This is a genomic window from Bacillus sp. Medicinal_06 (assembly GCF_056711665.1).
On record NZ_JBWYHD010000014.1, the window covers coordinates 1 to 19,543 of the forward strand.

The following is a 19,543-nucleotide window of genomic DNA, read 5'->3' on the forward strand; positions in this document are numbered from 1 at the left end:
TAGTAGCCGACAGCTACTAAAATAATATCTTTCTTGAACTGTTTCCCTTTAAAATATCGCATTTGTGATTCTCCTGGCTTCTTTTTTCTAGAGTGTATCCTCATTTAGAAAACTTTGCAACAGAACCGTGTGAAAACTTAGCTTGATGGCGATGTGACGCTATCCCTAATTTAGCTTGTTTAGAAAGGATAACGTTTTTTGGTATTTGAGGGTATTAAAATCTCCTGAGTTGATGATTATGTATGGTGATCCCTATATGGAAGTACAGGTTTATTAATATTATTTAAAAAAGATTGAATAATATTAATAAATATTTTAATATTATTAATAAGGAGGTGTGTTATGGAAAGAAATGAAATTCCATCTTGGCTTTTGGCATTAGATAAAAACAACGTAGAATTTATAAGGAAATTCATTTTGAACTCTGGTTCTTTAAAGGATATGGCTAAAGAATATGGTGTATCCTATCCAACGGTTCGAACAAAGCTAGATAATTTAATCAAAAAAATTGAACTCCATAGTAAAGAGGATGATGTTGAGTTTGTGAATATGGTAAAGAATCTAGTCATTGATGAACGTATAAGCTTAGATGTAGCAAAAATAATAATTGATAAATATAAAAAAGAAAGAGATGACGTCTAATGAGCAATCTGACTCAACTTATAGTAGCAATTGTAATTTTAGTAGCCCAACATTTTCTTTCGAGAAGAGAACAAGTATATTTTGGAGCAATTTTACCAACATTTTATATTTTGTTTTTGATATATGGAAACATGACAAACTTATTTAAAGATGGTAATGGTAAGGAGTTAATTTTTTTAGGTGTATTTGGGACAGTAATTTTAATGGGAATTTGGGTATCAGGCCGTGTGCATGTTTCAAAGAAAAGAGAGAAAGAAATGGAGAAAATTGAAGTTCAGAATATGTAATGTTTTGTTATAGAATTAACTATCAAGTTTGATCTGACTTTTTCATAACAATGTTAGTCTTATCTAGAAAACAAGAGCCTATTTTTGATTAAAATTTTTTCAAAATGGGCTTTTGTTTTTACTTTGCACTTCTCGGCACGATTGCTTCTTCTACTCCTAATAAACCTATTTTTAGGGGTTCAGCCCATACCCATCAAGCTAGTATTTTGAAACGAAAATTTTATTACTTTCCAGTTATCTATGAGAATTTAGTTCATTTTTTTCGTTTTGGGGTAGTTTATTTTTGTTAGGTTGATGGATGTGGGGTACCGCCACATCGCTATCAAGCTAAGGTTTTGAAATACCCCCTAAATGAAAATTTTCTTTCTCTACAGATAGTTATTCTGAGAAGTCAGCTCATTTTTTCAGTAGATCCTTCCCTAAAATTTTGACATAAATGATAATGTAAAATGGTTATTCCCTATGTTCTTCCATCTTCTTATAGTAATCAATCTTTTCTTCAATTTTCACCAGATTATCCTTCAACTCTTTAATTTCTTTAAGGACTTTGTTTTGATGTATTTCTAACAATTTTCGTCTAGCGCTTATTGTAGGTTCACCTTGACTTCGTAAATCAGAAAAAAGTTTCATATCTGTGACTGACATTCCTGTTACTCTTAAACGGATTAAGAAATTGATCCAAGAAATATCAGCTTCTGAATATTGACGATAACCATTGATATCTCGGCTCACCTCATGAAGTAACCCAATTTTTTCGTAGTAACGTAAAGTGTGCACAGTAAGTCCCGTTATTTTTGAAATTTGTTTAATAGTAAATATCTTTTCCATAAAATTCATTATAACACAAAGAAAAGGGGTTGCTTTAGAGTGCACTCTAAGGTGTAACGTTTAATCAAGAGTTACTTTTTAATCAATTGATACTATGCAACATAGACGTACTAAATGATTAAAAATTTAAATTGATAAATTTTTAGGAGGCAAATGCAATGAGTAATGAACGTTATCAGCGTGGCTGGCAAAAACTAATGGAAGTAGATGGAGAAGGTGGACAACGTGTTATAGATTCACTAAAAGATATTGCTCCTGATCTTGGTAAATATGTTGTTGAATTTGTTTTTGGTGATATCTATCCTCGAGAAGGATTAGACCTTAAACAACGTCAATTGGTTACAATCGCATCACTAATTACACAGGGTGGCTGTGAACCACAACTTAATGTCCACATTAACGCGGCACTTAATGTTGGTCTCTCACCAGATGAGATAGTAGAAGCAATCATGCACTGCATCCCTTACACGGGCTTTCCACGAGTCCTTAATGCAATCTTTGTGGCAAAACAAATTTTTGAAGAACGTAAGCTGAACTTAGGATAAGATACTATTAATGAATAAGCTCAGTCGAATCAATTACCTTATTTTTTATAATAGGGGGCACTATACAATTACTATCAACCTAAGATGAATTTATACCCATAATTCATAGAAAGCGTTATTCTCTTTGTAGAAATATACAGAAAGGATGGCGTTTTTGTATGAATCTTTCGATTCAAAATAAGTTTCATTTGTTTGCTGAAGAGCTACAGCGATATCTATCTCCACATATTCTTCAACAACTCGCACAGGAGACAGGTTTTGTAAAACGTAAAAGTAAGTATGGCGCGCGAGATTTGGCTGCTTTATGTATTTGGATTAGTCAACACGTAGCAAGTAGTTCCCTTACTCGATTATGTAGTCAGCTTTATGCAAATACAGCTACACTTATGAGTCCAGAAGGACTTAATCAACGTTTTAACCGATGTGCTGCTTTATTTCTACAGCTTGTATTTTCCCTTTTAATCAAAAGCAAACTAAACGATTCGTCTCAAATCTCAAACCAATACACCGCTTATTTTCAACGTATACGTATTTTAGATGCTACTATTTTTCAAGTACCCAATCATTTGGCCCCTATTTACCCTGGTTCAGGAGGATGTGCACAAACAGCTGGTATTAAGATTCAGCTAGAGTACGATTTACATAGTGGAAAATTCCTCAATTTTCAAATGGAACCAGGTAAAAACAATGATAAAACCTTTGGTACAGAGTGTTTGGATACCTTACGCCCAGGAGATTTATGTATTCGAGATTTAGGATACTTTTCTCTAAAAGATTTAGATCAGATGGATCAACGGGGAGTATTCTATGTTAACTCATAGTATTACAACTCTTAATCCGAAGAAACATAAAAAAATTTATGGAATTGAATTAAAAAATGAAGCTTTAGATGCTGTAGGTATATATGAGGGACTAGAAAGATATCAAGTGAACTGTCCAGTTACAAAACTAAATGTAGATGAATTAGATGAGATTATTGATTTTGCACATTCTAAAGGAGCATATGTACATCTGATGGAGCTTATTGGTCATGAAGATAACAAAAATTTTTATAAGGAAAATTTCATTTCACTTGAACCTATAAAAGCTAAATTATATGAAAAGTGTTATCAATACTTTTATTCAAGGGTAGACATATGTCATTATTATGGTTCTGTTGCAAAGATTTCTAAACTAAGATAACCTGTAGAAAAAGTGTGAGCAGGAGAATGATATATGGGGTATTTTAAAGGAAAACAGTTTAAAAAGGATATTATTTTGGTAGCCGTCGGCTACTATTGTCGTTTTTCTTTAAGTTATCGTGATGTATCTGAAATCTTGAAAGAGCATGGTGTTTCGGCTCACCCAACAACCATCATGCGATGGGTTCATGAATATGGAAATCTTATCTATCAAATTTGGAAGAAGAAAAATAAAAACGTTCCATTATCTTGGAAACTAGATGAAACCTATATAAAAGTCAAAGGAAAATGGTGTTATTTATATCGTGCAATTGATAAAGACGGGCACACATTGGATATTCAACTTCGTAAAAAACGGGATCATCAGGCTGCCTATGCCTTTATGAAAAGATTGGTCAAAACGTTTAGAGAACCAACGGTTCTCACTACAGACAAAGCACCAGCATTACTTTGCGCATTTAACAAATTAAAAGAACAAGGCTTTTATATAAATACAACTCATTGTACAATCAAGCATTTGAACAATCTCATTGAACAGGACCATAGGCATGTGAAGCGAAGATTTTCCAAATCCGCAGGATTTCAAAATCTTCGCCACGCTTCCCGTACCTTGAAAGGCATCGAAACCATTCATGCTTTATATAAACGAAACCAAAGTCTTGGCTCAGACTCCGGTTTTTCGACATACAATGAATTACAGGAGCTACTAATAATCGCATAAAATGTACAACTTTTTGTTGGCATCACTTAGCCTTAACAAAACTTCGCAACAGAACCCTTAAAAGTCTTTCGATTTGTTTTTGGATGGTAAGACATTTCGCTCCATTTTTTCATAAAGTTTAAGTAATTCTTTGATAAATGTAATTTTAGGTGTTAACCAATACGAAAATAATGCTGAAATACTTCCTAATAAAGCTCCCGTTACGACATCGAAAGGATAATGAACGCCTACCCAGATACGAGAGATAGCTACACAGAATGCAAGCACAAGCCATAACCATCCAACCTTTTTACGAACAAGCCAAAATGAAAAGCAAATTGAAAAAAATAGAATCGTATGGTCACTAGGAAATGAATTATCTACTGCATGATCGACAAGTTTATTAACATCAGGTAATACTGCAAATGGTTGATAATTCAAATGAAATTCCCCTGCGAGTTTTCCAATTATCTTAGCAGTCACAAAAGCAATCATCGCTTGAACAACCATCATTCTATTTTGATTAGATCGAGTAAACCAATACACTACAATAATTAAAGCTAAGAAATACTCCATATATTCTGCCAAAAATATCATGGTTGAGTTTAGAAACGAATATTGTTTACCTAAATCATTGATAGCTCGAAAAGCATCAATATTTAATTGAGAAAAAGACATTTTCAAATCTCTCCTTAAGTGCGTATATTTCTATAATTTTTTGTTGTTTTTCAAACCTTAGGTAGCTTCAAATGTTACATTTATCGGACGAGGAATTAAGAAGCACAATTCAAGCGGCTACAAATAAAAGCGAATCTTTTAATCGGGTACGGCAACGATTACTTCTTTTTGAAGCCACTCGTCAGTTTTAAAGTTTTTGAAGTATTTTACTATACCGAATATGACTTCTGTATAGTTGTTGAATGAAAAATTATTATTTTTCTTTACCGAAAACGTAATAGCCCGTAAGGGGTTCTGTTGCAAAGTTTTCTACATGAAGATACACTCTAGAAAACAAGATCTAGGAGAATCAGACATGAGGTATTTTAAAGGAAAACAATTCAAGAAAGATATTATTTTAGTAGCTGTCGGCTACTACTGCCGTTTTTCTTTAAGTTATCGCGATGTATCTGAAATCCTGAAAGAACGTGGTATTTCAGTTCACCCAACAACCATCATGCGATGGGTTCATGAATATGGCAATCTCATCTATCAAATTTGGAAAGTGAAAAATAAATCTGCACGCTTATCTTGGCATTTGGATGAGACTTATATCAAAGTTAAGGGAGTGAACTTCAACAATTACTAGCTATTTCCTAAACATTGTTCCTCATTTACCAACCTGTTTATGCTTTTTTCAAACTTTGCAACAGAACCCAAAAGAAATATTTAAACAATATCGTGGAACAGGATCATCGTTTTATAAAGAAGCGAGCTCGTTCTATGTTAGGATTGAAATCATTTCGTACAGCCACTTACATACTGAGTGGTATAGAAGCGATGCATATGATTAAAAAGAAGCAGGTTCATCAAGGGGTGAAATCTGTCCAAAATCGAAAAGAATTCATTGATAAGCTGTTCGGTATCGTATCAAAATCCGTAAGTTAGCAGAAAATTCATATCCTACGTTTTTTATAGATTATCTTTGCACCAGAACCTTTTATAACATATAAAGCCCGGCAAACTATATTTTGCCTGAGCTTTATATAAATTTAGTATAAAATTAAATACTATATATTTATAATGAGGATTATTTTTAATATTTATACAACTTTAGAGACCCTTATTGCTGCGTCTACACCAGATAGAAATGCACCATGGCAACTTGATATATATTTGTTATTACAAGCTTCACCAGTAAAGAATAATTTTTGGTCAATTGGAAGACATAAACTTTTTCGGTAATGATGACTTCCTGGCTTCGCCATTGAATATGAACCAAAACTCCACGGATCCTGCCCCCAACTAGTAGTTACTCCTTTGGTGTAATCTTGAAGCACCTTTGTTCCTAAAAGCGATTCTATCTTACTTAAAGCAAACTCAATAGATCGTTCCTTTCTGTCTTCCTCTAGGTAAGATGCTAACTTTCCACCAACCCATACTAAAACCATGCTAGTATTTGAAATGTTGCTTGTAATTCCTATCCTATAATCATCTTCTAATAAAATTGCTTGATCGCTTCCTAAATCGAAGATATCTTTTTCAAACTTTAGAGCAATATGATTACATTTAATCATAGGAAGTTCTTCTATAGCACGAGTCTTCCAAGACGGTAAAGGAGGATCAAAGATAATATTTTCAGATGCTAAAACGCCAGTAGATACAGTTATAATAATTGTCTTTGCTTTAATTGTACCTGAATCTGTTTTTAGAGTAACTCCATGGTCCCCCCATTGGATACGTTTTACAGGAGTATTTAATCTAACAGGAATATTTTGACCATAATGACTAATAACGTTACCATATCCTTGGCGACAAAACCAATCTTGTCCATGACCTGTTGCCTGATAAAAATCAAGGGTAGACAACATGTTAGTCTCTATACCGAATGTCCATAGACCTAACATATTAGCAACATATTTTTCCCATTTGTCTTCTGTACTTAATATGGAACTAACAGATATGTCCTTTCCTACCTTTCCTTTATCTAAAATTAAACGAATTCCATTATTAAATCTATGTTCAAAATCACCAATCTCCTCTGCGGATAAAGGAGTACCTCCAGCTTTTAAAAAATGAAGATGCTCAGACTCTGGATATAATTCAAATTTATTATCTTTAGCATATTCAACCCATGGATTTACTGGTCCGTCATGTAGATAACGACATCCAAGGTCAAATGGAATCCCAAATATTGATGTATCTGTCCAAGCTCGTCCTCCTATTCTGTCCCTCGCTTCTAGAGTAAGAACTGTTTTACCGCAATTTAGAAGAGTCCGAGTTGCTGCTAATCCAGAAGCACCAGCACCGATTACAACTACATCTACATCTGTAGTTGTATGATTAGAATATTTCAAAGTTACCAGTCCTTGCGACGTTTTCCATATATTTAGCATGAAATAAATATCAAACCATAAATACCAAATGTATGTCAACTAGTACTATTTATTCAGTAAACATATACTTTTCGTTTAGTAGCTTTAAAGAATAACTTATTAAACATTAACGTTTGTATAAGATTTAAATACTTTTAAGACATTCTTTATACGCGTATCAACCTCTTGATAACTTTCACCTAAAACTAGTACCATACCTGTTCGCTGTGTGGTATCTACCTTTGTATCAGGAACTGCTTGCCCTGGATTCCAACTGTATTCAACATGATCTACACCAGGTAAGTTCATTAGTACAGAACGATCAGGTAATGACTTTAAATCCGGAGATACAGAAGGTAAATATACCCAACCAGTGCAATGATTAGCCTCTAAACGAGGTACTGTAACTTTTTCACCTAATGATAATTTTATCAATACCTCATACAAATCTATGTTAAACATAGATTTAAACGCAGAGTAAATAAGACCACCGCCAACACGGGCTCCACATTCACTAAATATAAACTCATCATTTTTAGAACAATAGAACATCTCTAAATGGAATACACCATTACTTAGTCCTAGTGCATGTAAAGATTTGGTGATGAATAAACTTATTTTCTTGTAAAGTTCTTTATTTGTATTAGGATGTAATGTAATACTTTGTACAATTCCTCCATCCTTTATACCAATTAACGGAAAAGCATATTTTGAAACTGTAAATAACTGAATTTCACCGTCTGAGATCCAGCCATCAACGTGCCACTCTTCTCCGCTTACAAATCGTTCGATTACTAAACTACGTGGTGATTCAGGGTCATTATGATTCTTATGTCGGTTACCTAAATGGTCTATGAACTCCTGTAACTCTTTTGCATTGTGAGCCACTTGTGTATCAGCAGTTCCTGCTCCAGTTACTGGCTTAACTACTACTGGGTATGGATGATCTTCTGAAATTTTATAATCTTTTACATCATCAATTATCCAAGAATCCGTCACGGGAACAATACCTCGTAGCAAGCTCTTTTGATAATACTTATCTCTAAATGCTACAGCAATTTTTGAATCCATATATGGAGTGGAAAGTGCCTGACTCAGAAGAGCAGCATTAACCACAAAATACTCATCATATGTACATACAGCATCAAATTTAAGCTTCCTAGCTCTAGCTAAGGAGCACAGTATAGTTTCGTCTTTTGAAAGATTCTCCACAAAAATCCTATCTTCATTCTCTTTTAAAGGAGGGAGGTTTTCTATTGGCTCCCAAGGATCAATCAAAGTTGTTACCTCTATACCTAATCTTTGACAAACTTCCACTAACTCCTGACGGTAACCTAGTAACAGAATGGAACGTTGTTCACCCATATAATTCTCCTATCGATATTTAATTTTATGACATTCTAATATGAGATTATTTTTTCCAGTTTAAATGCATTACTAAACAAGAGAGGCATGCCCCAGACTTTTCAAATTCAGACATATGAACCAAAGTCGGATTAAGATTTGCGAGTGAGCTATTCTTTCAACAGCTTTAACTTTAGATAACTCTCGCTCATATCTTTGGTTATCTTTAGAAAGAGAATCAATAATTGAGTCATTATATAGTTTATTACCTAACACAACGCTATTTAACGCTCCAGTTTTTGCATCAACTTGTGCTACAGGTATAATCTCAGCAAATTTTTCAATTTCTTTGATTGTTTTATTGTCTACAAGATCCACACATACAGCCACCTTTTCTTCTGTTAATGGGAGTACACATCCATCTAGGTGGTAGCACAACGGATCATTCATCTCAAAAGGAATGACATGTGCGTCAAAGGTTTCCTCAAACCATTGTAAGAATTTACGGGATGTTCTCATACCATGAGCACCTACGTAAACATTGTCGCGTATATGCTTAAAGTCTGCTTCTCCCTCAAAGAAATAAGGTGCTCTAACTACTCGGTAGCCAAGTTGTGAAAGGAAATTAGCTCCTACAATATCTTCACCACGACGTGGTGTAGATTTAAAGTTTGATAAAACTACAGTGTTTGGGACATGGGCTGGGACTAGACCTAAATTTGCAACATAAACAAGATCTTGTAAACCAGGGTAAGGTGGAAGCTGAAAGACTAATGCGTCTTCACTTAATTTATGAACAAAACCATGAAACTCTTCTACAGCACGCGGAAGGTTTACTAATCGCCTTCTGGGCTCATTCTCTCCATCCAAGCATTATTCGGAATCTCTGCTGAGAGGCCAAATGGTGGTGATAGTAGCAAAGCAGGACGGTTCATTTCATGAATTGAAAGCCAAGGTGAAGATCCCTCGCTTTCTTCCAAAGTTGATGGAGTAAACTCTAATAGGTCTAACGTTTTCATAATTGTAGTCAATCCAATCACTCACTTTATTTTTAAATTTGTAAATAAATGTATTTCTCAGAAAATTATAAAACTATAAATTCGAAAGGTCAAACATTTTTTGAAGATGAACGGTTCTGTTGCAAAGTTTGAAAAAAGCATAAACAGGTTGGTAAATGAGGAACAATGTTTAGGAAATAGCTAGTAATTGTTGAAGTTCATTGTACGTTGAAAAGGCGGAGTCTCTTTGAAGACTTCGCCTTTGTTTATATAGGGCATGAATGGTCTCGATACCTTTTATCGTACGTGAAGCATGACGAAGATTTTGAAATCCTGCGGATTTGACAAAACGTCTCTTTACATGCCTATGATCCTGTTCAATAAGATTGTTTAAATGTTTGATTGTACGATGGATTGTAGTTTGATAAAATCCTTGTTTTCTTAATTTGTTAAATGCGCAAAGTAATGCCGGCGCTTTGTCTGTAGTGAGAACCGTTGGTTCTCCAAAATATTTTACTAATCTTTTCATGAAGGCATAGGCAGCCTGATGATCCCATTTTTTACGAAGTTGAATATCCAATGTGTGTCCATCTTTATCAATTGCACGATAGAGATAACGCCATTCTCCCTTAACTTTGATATAAGTCTCATCCAAATGCCAAGATAAGCGTGCAGATTTATTTTTCACTTTCCAAATTTGATAGATGAGATTGCCATATTCATGAACCCATCGCATGATGGTTGTTGGGTGAACTGAAATACCACGTTCTTTCAGGATTTCAGATACATCGCGATAACTTAAAGAAAAACGGCAGTAGTAGCCGACAGCTACTAAAATAATATCTTTCTTGAATTGTTTTCCTTTAAAATACCTCATGTCTGATTCTCCTAGATCTTGTTTTCTAGAGTGTATCTTCATGTAGAAAACTTTGCAACAGAACCTGTGCTTCTATCCCACATCGTCCCTAATTTGAAAACATTTATTTCATTTAATAATCCTTTAATGAAAATAACCTAACTGACATTTTCAAATAACTCTATTGACACTTAACACTACACTTCATTAAGGCACATTATTCTAAATTTATTGATGTAGTTGAGATGGACTCACTTTTTGAATTTGAACAAGTATATCAAACGCTTTACCTAATGATATATCAACAGTTTTTGGGATATCAGGCCCTTCGATAGTTATTCCAGCGAAAATTGGATGTTGTTCGTTTAACCAAGTTTTTGTCACGCCGTTTGCCTTACGTAAATCAATAAAAAATTGATCTTTTTTGACTTGTCCAAAGATGTAGTTATAACTGTTTGGATCATCCGATTTTAATATTCCATATGGGCCAAATTCACCATCGCTATTCTTGACATTATATTGTCCTTCATAAACTGACGTTCCAATAGATACGTACCGTTTTCCATAATATTCTGCTAAATGCTGCCCAGCTACTTTAGGGTATATAAAAGGAAGCATATTTGTTTTCGAAACGTGTCCATTATGTCCCCATACAATGGTTTTTCCTAAATGTTCTTCAGTCCACTTCGCATTTTCATACATTGCAATATCATGTTTCAAATAAAAATCCGATGGTTTATCAGGAGGTGACGCTAACATTGTAGTAAACTGTTCAATAATACGAGCATTTTGTTTTATCCATGCGAACTCTTTAGATTTCCCATTTAAATAACTTTTATTTTCCTCTAATAAAGCACTAATTTGTTTAGCATCTGAAATATACTTTTCTTTTTCTTCTTTCGTAAGGCTTTCAAAAGTATCCATATCCTTTGTTACAGGAATAAGACCTTTTATCTTCTCTTCTACTCTAGGTACAAGATCTGAATTGTTTCTTTTTATATATTCTATTATATTATTATATACATTCTCGTTTACTGATTGAATGTCCATCCCAATGATACGCACTTTAGATTTATGTTTTGGATTAGCGTTATATTGTTGAATCCAACTAAGTAGATCTAACATTTCTTTTGTGTTAAATACAGGTGATAGATGTTGGCTTGGGTTTCCCTTACCAGTAAGAACATATCGATCAAGCTCCAAAGCTCTGTCCCATCCCTCTTCTAAAACTAAGTTGATAAATCCCTTTTCAGATACTAAATAATTAACAATGCGTTGTTTCATTGTAAAAACTTCATGAGCCCCATGCGTAGCTTCACCTAAACCTACAATTGAAGCTGAACCTACCATATTCTTAAGTGGTTTTAAATCATTAAAAGATGCAGTTGGATTAGTTGTTTTTAAAGGCTTTGCATGCATTTCTAACCATTCCGCTATTTGATTTGTATTGTAGGGAGCTGTAACAGAAACTCCTGTTTTCGAGTCTGCATAAGTACTTCCTACAAAATTAGTCAGTATTATAGCAGAAACACCAAGTGCAATAATCATTTTCTTTTTCATAAAACCCTCCTGAAATACTTACTTGTTAGTTTTTTGACATGCTCTAAGGACCCCAATTTAAACTATTAATTCTCTTATTACTGTTAAGATACATTTATTCTAGTTCCTAAAAATAACTTATTTCTTAATAGGTTCTTAAGAAATTCTTAATTCATTCATACCAATATAAAACCAAATAACCTTCAATCCAAAAATAAAGGGAGCAGGTTATTTGGTTATTCATTCCGTAAGCTTAATGCTCAAGTTAGTCATTTTTCAAACGGTTAAACTAGATTAGAAAGGATAACGTTTTTTGGTACTTGATTACGAGTATTAAAATCTCTTAAGTTGATAGCGATGGGTGCTCCCCCACACTCATCAATTAAAGAAAAAAAAGAAAAAAATGAACTGACATCCCCAAGTGACTACCTGTAGAGAAACAAAATTTCGTTTAGGGGATACTCCAAAACCCTAGTCTGATGGCGACGTGGCGGGACCTCATGCCTATCAACTTAAGAACTTGCTTTATTCTAAAAAAAATTTTTAGAGTAAGTTGTTTTTGAACCAGAAAGGCATATTTTTAACTATAAAAACTATGACAAAATTTATCCGGTTTTCCTTTTTACCTACTTGCTAAATTCAGCAAGTAAAATATTTTTAAATGGATCAGGACTATCAGCTTTAAGACTGTTCAAATTGACGGCCAATGTATGCTTGCCTCCAAGTGTGCCACCAGCAAAAGTGGTAAACCCTAGAACTTTACCCTGGTGTCCCCATATCGAGACACCGTTTGGAAGCTTAGTTTCATAGATCCCAAGACCATATCCGGTTCCTTCTCTATCTGTAGGAACTGTAGTAAGCATTTGTTTTAGTTGCTGTTCCTTCAGTAATTTGCCACTGAGTAAGTAAGAGAAGAATTTGTTTAAATCGTCAGCATTAGAAATCATATCTCCATCCGAGCTACCTGGGTTAATATAAGTAACGTCTTTTAGCTCACTTGCTCCGTCTAGTTGGAAATAGCCACGGGCATGCTTGGTGCCTGGAATCACACTTGAATTGCCAGGTAGGAATGTATTTGACAAATCAAGCGGTTCAATAATCCGATTTTCAACCTCTTCCGCATAGCTGTTTCCAGTTACTTTTTCAATAAGGATCCCCAGTACTACGTATCCTGTGTTTGAATAAGACCAGCCCTTTCCTGGGGCAAAGTCTGGGGGAAGAGAAACCCCCATCTTTACGAATTCTTCAGCCGTATACGATTTTTTTGTATCCATCATATCAAAGTCTTTTGACCTTGTGTATTCAGCGATACCACTTGTATGATTCAATATCTGCCGGATAGTAATCTGGTTACCATCATATCCGTTTCCTTGAATGACACCAGGCAACCATTTTTCAATGGAGTCGTCTAGATTCAAACGGTTCTCTCCAGATAATTGAAGTAGAACTGTTGCAATGAACGTCTTCGTTACACTACCAATGCGAAAGCGAAAATCTGTTTTCATTGGTTTCTTGGTGCTCAGGTCCGCTAACCCAGCGGCATAACTCCATGTTTTTCCACCCCGAGAAGTTTTAGCAAGTATCCCAGGATATCCAAGTTGCAATGTATCCCGCATTGCCTCTTTGACGGAATTACGTTCTCTTTGAGTGCTTGTTTGTAACGAACTAGATACATTTTGAATGGACTCCGCTTTTACAATTGAGGTTGGTGTTGTGTATAACAAGGAACCTCCTGTTATTAAAAGGACTAAACCTCTAAATGTAATTTGAAATTGCTTTTTCATAATGGTATTCTACTCCTCTATTCACATTATTGTATAGATGGTTATTTGCTGTCTCATACTAACCATACAGCTTACCTCTTAGCCAAAGACAAAAGGATAACTTTGAATTTGCAATCATCTGTGTACCAATTATTTCTACAAACAACTTTCTGACCTAATAAATGATTAATCCCTCTTTTTCAGATGAATGTTAACCTCTGTAATTTCTTCTTTTCTTCCATAGAGTTTTGTTAATGAATTTGTTTTTATATAAATATATAGTATCTATTCCTCCTCTCGTTCTTCTCTACATTTTGATCATACACAATGAAAATCTCTTTTTTCTTACTCCTTCCTTACAAATTCCTTACGTTCAAAACCACTTCTATAATTCGGTGGTTTTTATTTTAAGAAAACTCAGTTCTATTAACTTGATAGGCATAGGGTCTCGCCACATCGCTATCAAGCTAAGCTCATACAACGTCAATTATGGTAGAGGTTATTTCTTTTTTCTAAAGGCTACGTGTAGGGAATTTAAAGATTTGCATACGAAATAAACCCTAATGGGTTTCATTTTTTTGATTTAAGCCGCTTGATTATCAGACATGGTACAATTGTAAACGACACCTTCAGACCAATTATTTTTTTCATGGGGGCATAAAATTTTTTTGAACTTTTTAGTGTTAAATGGCAATAAAGTTGTTTAATCTTAATAATCTAAATACATAAAACACCGTTCGGAAATAGAACGGTGTTTTAAAATAATTATTTAATTTTTTTCATTGAATATTATTTTTCTCAAAACAAACAACAATAAAGTCATTTAAGAAGTAAGTGTTCTTCCGCAATTGCGCCCTTTTCTTGAATAAGTACATACTTGTATTAGCTAGTACTTAACTTAGGGCATATCGAACTAAAACTGCCTTTAGCAACAAGATACAGCACTTCACTTTAAACACTATCTATAATTTTATATTTATTATCTTAATATTCTCCAAAAATCTGGTCCATAGTTCTTATTCCTAAATTCAACAGGAACTCGTGTTTTTGAAAAATTATGACCAACGTTTATTTTATATAATTTATTCTGTAAAGGAGAACCAAAAGAAAATTCAAGTTGGCAATCAGTAAGATTAAATAAAATTGAATGAACCGTTCCAAAGTTTTCTTTGTAATTATGAATGGATACCCCTTTTGGAAACTCAGTTGAAAGAAGTTCTTTCATTTCATAAGCAGTTCTTTTACCTTTGTCACTAAATTTATTCTCTAAAATATTATATCGTAGTTGAGATTGTTCTAGCTTGCCTGGTTCAAGATTTTCAATTTCAGGAAATAGCCCATGATTTGTGGCAATTAAATAGTGTAGTTCTGCTTTTTTAACTACTTTAACTCCTTCATATGTTCCAACTAAAGCCGCCTGACCATTTGCATCCGCTAAAAGTAAATTCATATTTGTTCCTACAGGCATGTTTTTCACAGCATAGACGGCTTCTTCAATATTTTTACACGTCTCTAGTATAGTTCTAACAACCACCATAAACTGCAACCCAGTGACTACGGGTTCTCTCATACCTGGATATTTACCTATTGGCATGCCACACGAAGCAAACGCTACACATAGACCTTTTTCATTTAATCCTTCACTTCGACCAAATGTAGAAACAGAAAAGCCCGTATGTGTGTATCTTCCATCTACTTTAGTTGTACAAAGGCGCATGTCCGAAATATCAGGGGAGAGGTCGTAGTTTCGTATTAAATATGTTTTACCATCGGCCGTTTTCTTTGGCAAAATTGCACCTAGACTACACCCTCCAGGTATTAACCAGGCATCGTTATAAAACTTTAATTGGTTTGGTTTATAACCAAATCCTTCCGCAAAACCCTCCAATTCCTCATTTAATCCTGGGCAAAACTCCTCGATTTGAGATCTCATTTCTAGATATGCTTTGTCAGAATCAGATTGTTCCCTAAAAAAAATTTCCTTAGCGTGTGCACTCTCATAGTATTCTAATGCTTGTTGTTTTCCAATTGCATACGAACTTCCTTTAAGATAAGTAAATTTCCCTGTATGTGTATTCATTTCAAGCTCCCCATTCTGCATTTAATAGCAGGACCTATATACCTTGCTATAAACAGAATAAACTCTCCAGTAACTGGAGAGTTAACCTCAATTCTTTATTCAATTATTCTGCGTTGTTACCTTTACAAACACTTTTGTCAAAAAATCATTTGGATGTATCTCATTGTTCGGTTTAATATTTATTGGATTCACCACTTTGGATGGGATGAGTCCCTTTATGTACTGTTCCATATACATTCCTTCAACATGAAGTGATTGTTCTGCCACCCATGCCTTTAAACGATTGTAACCATGGTGAAGTTCTGAATAAGGTCCTTTTACATCGACACATGCATACAATCCACCAGTCAATATCGTAAGGTACTCCTCGTTTTTATCGACTTTTACGGGTAAAAGTAATTCAACATCTGCTTTCTTTTGTCTCCAGTCTTTTTGATGAAAAATAGCTAGTAGCTCCCCATCCATACTAAACTGATATGCATATATCCTTTCAAACAACATTTTAACGAGTGTGTCCATTTCAACCATGTTTATTGTTTTGCGAATAGACACAACCTGTATATCTTTTCGCTCCTCTATGTAACAACTTGACAGAATTGGCTCAGGAATGAATGCTTTATCATTCTTTATGAACTTCTTTATTAGCTGGATGTTGTTAATTTGCTTGATAATTTGTTCTTGTTCATACTTTAACTCTTCTGTTTTTTTCTTTAATCTTACATCCAGATCTTTCATATCTTTACTCTTTAAAACCTGTTCAATTTCGTTTAACGAAAACTGGCAGTCTTTAAGCACGAGGATAGTCTTTAGCTCTTTCATCTTATCGTAGTCATAGTAACGATAGCTCGTCTCAGGATCCACATAAGAAGGTTCGAGTAAACCAATGTCACTATAGTAACGAATTGTTTTCACAGGTACATCGCACAGATTTGAAAATCTTCCGATGGTATACATAGCAAAGCCTCTTTTCCAACCGACATTTATTTCTAAAAAACCCGCTCCAATAAAACCTATTATAAACCAAAAATAAATCAATCTGACAATTCGACTTTCCACTTGAGATTCTTCTTGATTTTCGATGAAATAGGATTTCAATGGAATAACATGACTGACTTTTTTAACAACTTTATTATGTTTTAAACGATTTTATTGTAAATTAAACAACTTTATTGTACGTCAACATTTAGGTGTATTTTTCCAAACTCCTATTACTGTCAAAACGAGAATATAGACATATATTAGTCCATTGACTTCAGAAGAGGGCAAGAATCCCTTGGTGAAAATTTTTATTTTGTTTGTTAATAATTATGGTACGTGAAATTATTTGTATGCATCTTGAAAAAGCTCCTCTGAAAGGAGCCAATTATTTTACAAGATTCTTCTGTAATTCCTCTATTATAAGCTCTGCACCTGTCGGGCTTAGCGTAATCTTTCCGTCTGCTAAAGCAATATTTTTATCAGATACTTCACCTGTTATTGCACAAGCACCATTAGCTTCATATTTTTTCAAGATAATCTTTTCATCTTCTACATAAATCTCTAATGGTGCCTTATCTTCAATTTCCAGCGTGCGTCTTAACTCCATTGGTATAACGATACGTCCTAAATTATCTAATTTTCGAGTTACTCCTGTTGATTTCATGAAATCTCTCCCTAATATATTCTATAGCTCTATATTTCTCATACCCTATGCCATTTTTTTATTGTAACAGGATTTCTCCGTACATGAAAAACATTATGATCCAAAAACTTACGACCAGAAACAAGATGTTTTTACATTTTTGCTTAAAGGAAATAAACCTATCTTCCATTCACATGCCCCTTTCTTTTTAAAATTTATCCACCTAACAAATAACGACTAGCCTTTTCTATTTCCTCCTAAAATCATCAAATCACTTTTAAAGCCTTTAATAGGCACTATAATGCATTTCATTCCATTCAAGACATATTACTTTATCAAACTAACAAAAACACTATACAATCAAATCTGAAAGGTCGTTTTTTATAAAGAGGATCTATTTTTGATAATAAATTCCTAAAATTAGAAATTGAGCTGGATTTTCATCACAGCTTAATTATGAATGGGTTCTGTATGTGTACATTTCGGATATTGGGAACATCCAAAAAACTTATTTCCCGTATGATTTGAATTTCGAGCAACTAATTGATGTTTACAGACCGGACATTTTCGTTCTGCCGGATTTACATCTTGATATACATCTTCAGCCGAATGTTCTGGATTGACTTTATTTATCAATTTTTGAAGTCCCACACGATCTATTAATTTTACATGACACATTTCCGCTAATTCTTTCGCTTGTTTTGTATATACGCTGTTCGTAACAACCCACGCTTCCTGAGCCTTGTAATAAGCTTGTGCTGCATAAATCTCCTGTACAGCACGAATGCCAACTCGATTTTTCATGCCATATCGTTTGGCTTGGATGACAATGCGATTTTTTCCTTTCAATACAAGATCCGCTCCAAAATCATTGGATTGTTTTGTGACTTCTGGACGATATCCAAGTTCTCGAAAGAGAGCTTTTAAATACACTTCAAACTGGTGACCATCCATTCTATCTATATAGTGAATACCTGACTTTGCCATTCGCTTCAGTACTCTTCGCTCCTGGATCTTCCGATACACAAATTTACAAATATGAAATAGAACATAAAGGATAAAACCACAAATCAAAATGTGTAGTATGTCGGGCATAGCTGGTAAATTAGACACTTCGTTCCACCTCTCTGACTGGATTCAATTTCTTTGGCTGTTTTGGTTGAACTGATTCTTTTGATTGCAGATTTTGTTGGGAAACCTGTTTTTTTCGGACATCGTTCCAATCTTTCTCATGTGTCGGGATTTCTTCTTTTAGATCTACTAAACACTTCATCGTTTGAATAAACTCTTTCCCACCTTTATCATTATCAACCGCCATGATGACCTCTTTGATATCATGTCCTTCCTTTTTTGCATCAATTAAAGATTGAGTGACGGTTTTTGGTTTTAATCCATGCATAGATACGAGGCGAGCATTTTGTATTTGATTTTGCTTGATACTCCAATGCGATAACATATCAATGGGATCCTCATAAAAATAGATCTTATCCGGTTTTCCTACATCAACTGTAAAACCTGTATGAATCCTTTCGTAATTCGGGACAATTTGTTTAAAACTCCCTCGTTTATTCTCCATTTTGACAGTACCTTGGCGATTCATTCCGATTATCTTTCCCTTACCACCTTCTTCTCTCCATTTGAACACGACATTATTTCGTTTATCCTGGGCAATGAGATCCTTTTTAATCAGCCAATTTACCAGACGAGGATCTATTTTCCTTTCGCCAATTAAGTACTCTTTGATTTCTGTTTGCTTCTTTACTTCTAGGTTCTTGGGATAAATAAAAGGCTGCTGTCCTTTTTTACGTTCTTCTTCCGCTTTTGAACGATCAAACTCTTTATAATCGCCCTTATTGATATCCATTACAGCTTGTGGAAATGTCATTTCATAGTACATCATCGCAAAGCTAATTGCTCCATACCCCTTTTCACCTCGGCTATTCCAGGCATACTGATTCCCTTTAATAATAAGACTGTCATGTTCTGTATGACGATAATAGTTCCCTTCTTTCTTAAACTTTTCTCCCTTGGCTTCCAGATACGAAATCAAGTCTACATTTCTTGCCTTCATTGAATCCTCCGTACTGACATGTGCCATTACGGAATCCCCCCTTTATTCTATAAAAT

19 protein-coding genes and 2 pseudogenes are annotated in these 19,543 nt (G+C 34.4%); 7 read left to right on the plus strand and 14 right to left on the minus strand.

Annotated elements, in window-relative coordinates:
• Positions 1-342: 342 nt before the first annotated feature.
• Together AC1M36_RS23630 and AC1M36_RS23635 are read left to right on the plus strand one after the other, a co-directional pair.
• Entirely contained in the window at positions 343-642 is a 300-nt protein-coding gene (locus AC1M36_RS23630; protein WP_336454426.1) for a DUF2089 family protein, read from the plus strand.
• Positions 642-929, plus strand: coding sequence for a hypothetical protein (locus tag AC1M36_RS23635; RefSeq protein ID WP_336454425.1), 288 nt, complete (start codon positions 642-644; stop codon positions 927-929). The genes AC1M36_RS23630 and AC1M36_RS23635 overlap by 1 nt, the downstream gene beginning before the upstream one ends.
• A gap of 453 nt (positions 930-1,382) precedes the next feature.
• Here the strand turns inward: AC1M36_RS23635 and AC1M36_RS23640 are convergent, their stop codons facing one another.
• Entirely contained in the window at positions 1,383-1,757 is a 375-nt protein-coding gene (locus tag AC1M36_RS23640) for a MerR family transcriptional regulator (RefSeq protein WP_336454424.1), read from the minus strand.
• A 158-nt stretch (positions 1,758-1,915) separates the two neighbouring features.
• Here AC1M36_RS23640 and AC1M36_RS23645 point away from each other — a divergent pair, with 158 nt between their 5' ends.
• The 4 genes and pseudogenes from AC1M36_RS23645 (at position 1,916) to AC1M36_RS23660 (ending at position 4,204) form a co-directional block, all read left to right on the plus strand.
• Positions 1,916-2,302 (plus strand): carboxymuconolactone decarboxylase family protein, encoded by a 387-nt coding sequence (locus AC1M36_RS23645; RefSeq protein WP_336454423.1) that lies wholly within the window; start codon positions 1,916-1,918, stop codon positions 2,300-2,302.
• Positions 2,303-2,460: 158 nt separating this feature from the next.
• Positions 2,461-3,117: pseudogene (locus AC1M36_RS23650) on the plus strand (IS4 family transposase); the annotation flags it as partial.
• Complete coding sequence (locus AC1M36_RS23655; protein WP_336454422.1) at positions 3,110-3,484, plus strand: hypothetical protein; 375 nt, start codon at positions 3,110-3,112, stop codon at positions 3,482-3,484. The pseudogene AC1M36_RS23650 and the gene AC1M36_RS23655, both read left to right, overlap by 8 nt.
• A 33-nt stretch (positions 3,485-3,517) precedes the next feature.
• Entirely contained in the window at positions 3,518-4,204 is a 687-nt protein-coding gene (locus AC1M36_RS23660) for an IS6 family transposase (RefSeq protein WP_336454421.1), read from the plus strand.
• Between the two features lie 57 nt (positions 4,205-4,261).
• Here the strand turns inward: AC1M36_RS23660 and AC1M36_RS23665 are convergent, their stop codons facing one another.
• On the minus strand, positions 4,262-4,861 hold the full coding sequence (locus tag AC1M36_RS23665) for an undecaprenyl-diphosphatase (RefSeq protein WP_336454420.1): 600 nt from the start codon (positions 4,859-4,861) through the stop codon (positions 4,262-4,264).
• A gap of 355 nt (positions 4,862-5,216) precedes the next feature.
• On the opposite strand from AC1M36_RS23665, the pseudogene AC1M36_RS23670 reads away from it, so the two are divergent.
• Positions 5,217-5,788 (plus strand): annotated as a pseudogene (locus AC1M36_RS23670) (IS6 family transposase).
• A 155-nt stretch (positions 5,789-5,943) separates the two neighbouring features.
• On the opposite strand, the gene AC1M36_RS23675 reads toward AC1M36_RS23670, so the two are convergent.
• From AC1M36_RS23675 to AC1M36_RS23730, 12 genes are all read right to left on the minus strand, one after another.
• Positions 5,944-7,197 (minus strand): flavin monoamine oxidase family protein, encoded by a 1,254-nt coding sequence (locus AC1M36_RS23675; RefSeq protein ID WP_336454419.1) that lies wholly within the window; start codon positions 7,195-7,197, stop codon positions 5,944-5,946.
• 138 nt (positions 7,198-7,335) lie between these two features.
• On the minus strand, positions 7,336-8,580 hold the full coding sequence (locus tag AC1M36_RS23680; protein WP_479846244.1) for an ATP-grasp domain-containing protein: 1,245 nt from the start codon (positions 8,578-8,580) through the stop codon (positions 7,336-7,338).
• 72 nt (positions 8,581-8,652) lie between these two features.
• Positions 8,653-9,429 carry a dimethylarginine dimethylaminohydrolase family protein gene (locus tag AC1M36_RS23685; protein WP_479846245.1) on the minus strand — a complete coding sequence of 259 codons (777 nt, stop codon included), beginning with the start codon at positions 9,427-9,429 and terminating at the stop codon, positions 8,653-8,655.
• On the minus strand, positions 9,396-9,590 hold the full coding sequence (locus tag AC1M36_RS23690) for a hypothetical protein (protein WP_336454416.1): 195 nt from the start codon (positions 9,588-9,590) through the stop codon (positions 9,396-9,398). The genes AC1M36_RS23685 and AC1M36_RS23690 overlap by 34 nt, the downstream gene beginning before the upstream one ends.
• Before the next feature lie 157 nt (positions 9,591-9,747).
• Positions 9,748-10,434 (minus strand): IS6 family transposase, encoded by a 687-nt coding sequence (locus tag AC1M36_RS23695; protein WP_479846246.1) that lies wholly within the window; start codon positions 10,432-10,434, stop codon positions 9,748-9,750.
• 207 nt (positions 10,435-10,641) lie between these two features.
• Entirely contained in the window at positions 10,642-11,973 is a 1,332-nt protein-coding gene (locus AC1M36_RS23700; RefSeq protein WP_336454414.1) for an erythromycin esterase family protein, read from the minus strand.
• A 605-nt stretch (positions 11,974-12,578) separates the two neighbouring features.
• Complete coding sequence (locus AC1M36_RS23705; RefSeq protein WP_479846247.1) at positions 12,579-13,736, minus strand: serine hydrolase domain-containing protein; 1,158 nt, start codon at positions 13,734-13,736, stop codon at positions 12,579-12,581.
• Positions 13,737-14,694: 958 nt separating this feature from the next.
• Positions 14,695-15,795 carry a C45 family autoproteolytic acyltransferase/hydolase gene (locus AC1M36_RS23710; protein ID WP_479846248.1) on the minus strand — a complete coding sequence of 367 codons (1,101 nt, stop codon included), beginning with the start codon at positions 15,793-15,795 and terminating at the stop codon, positions 14,695-14,697.
• A 99-nt stretch (positions 15,796-15,894) separates the two neighbouring features.
• Entirely contained in the window at positions 15,895-16,851 is a 957-nt protein-coding gene (locus AC1M36_RS23715) for a MerR family transcriptional regulator (protein ID WP_479846249.1), read from the minus strand.
• Between the two features lie 307 nt (positions 16,852-17,158).
• Positions 17,159-17,437, minus strand: a complete 279-nt coding sequence (locus AC1M36_RS23720) for an AbrB/MazE/SpoVT family DNA-binding domain-containing protein (protein ID WP_336454103.1) — start codon at positions 17,435-17,437, stop codon at positions 17,159-17,161.
• A 429-nt stretch (positions 17,438-17,866) separates the two neighbouring features.
• The gene (locus tag AC1M36_RS23725) at positions 17,867-18,529 is read right to left on the minus strand and encodes a restriction endonuclease (protein ID WP_479846250.1); all 663 of its coding nucleotides are present in this window, start codon (positions 18,527-18,529) and stop codon (positions 17,867-17,869) included.
• Complete coding sequence (locus AC1M36_RS23730) at positions 18,522-19,514, minus strand: DUF3991 domain-containing protein (RefSeq protein WP_479846251.1); 993 nt, start codon at positions 19,512-19,514, stop codon at positions 18,522-18,524. Before AC1M36_RS23730 ends, AC1M36_RS23725 begins: the two co-directional genes overlap by 8 nt.
• Positions 19,515-19,543: the final 29 nt, after the last annotated feature.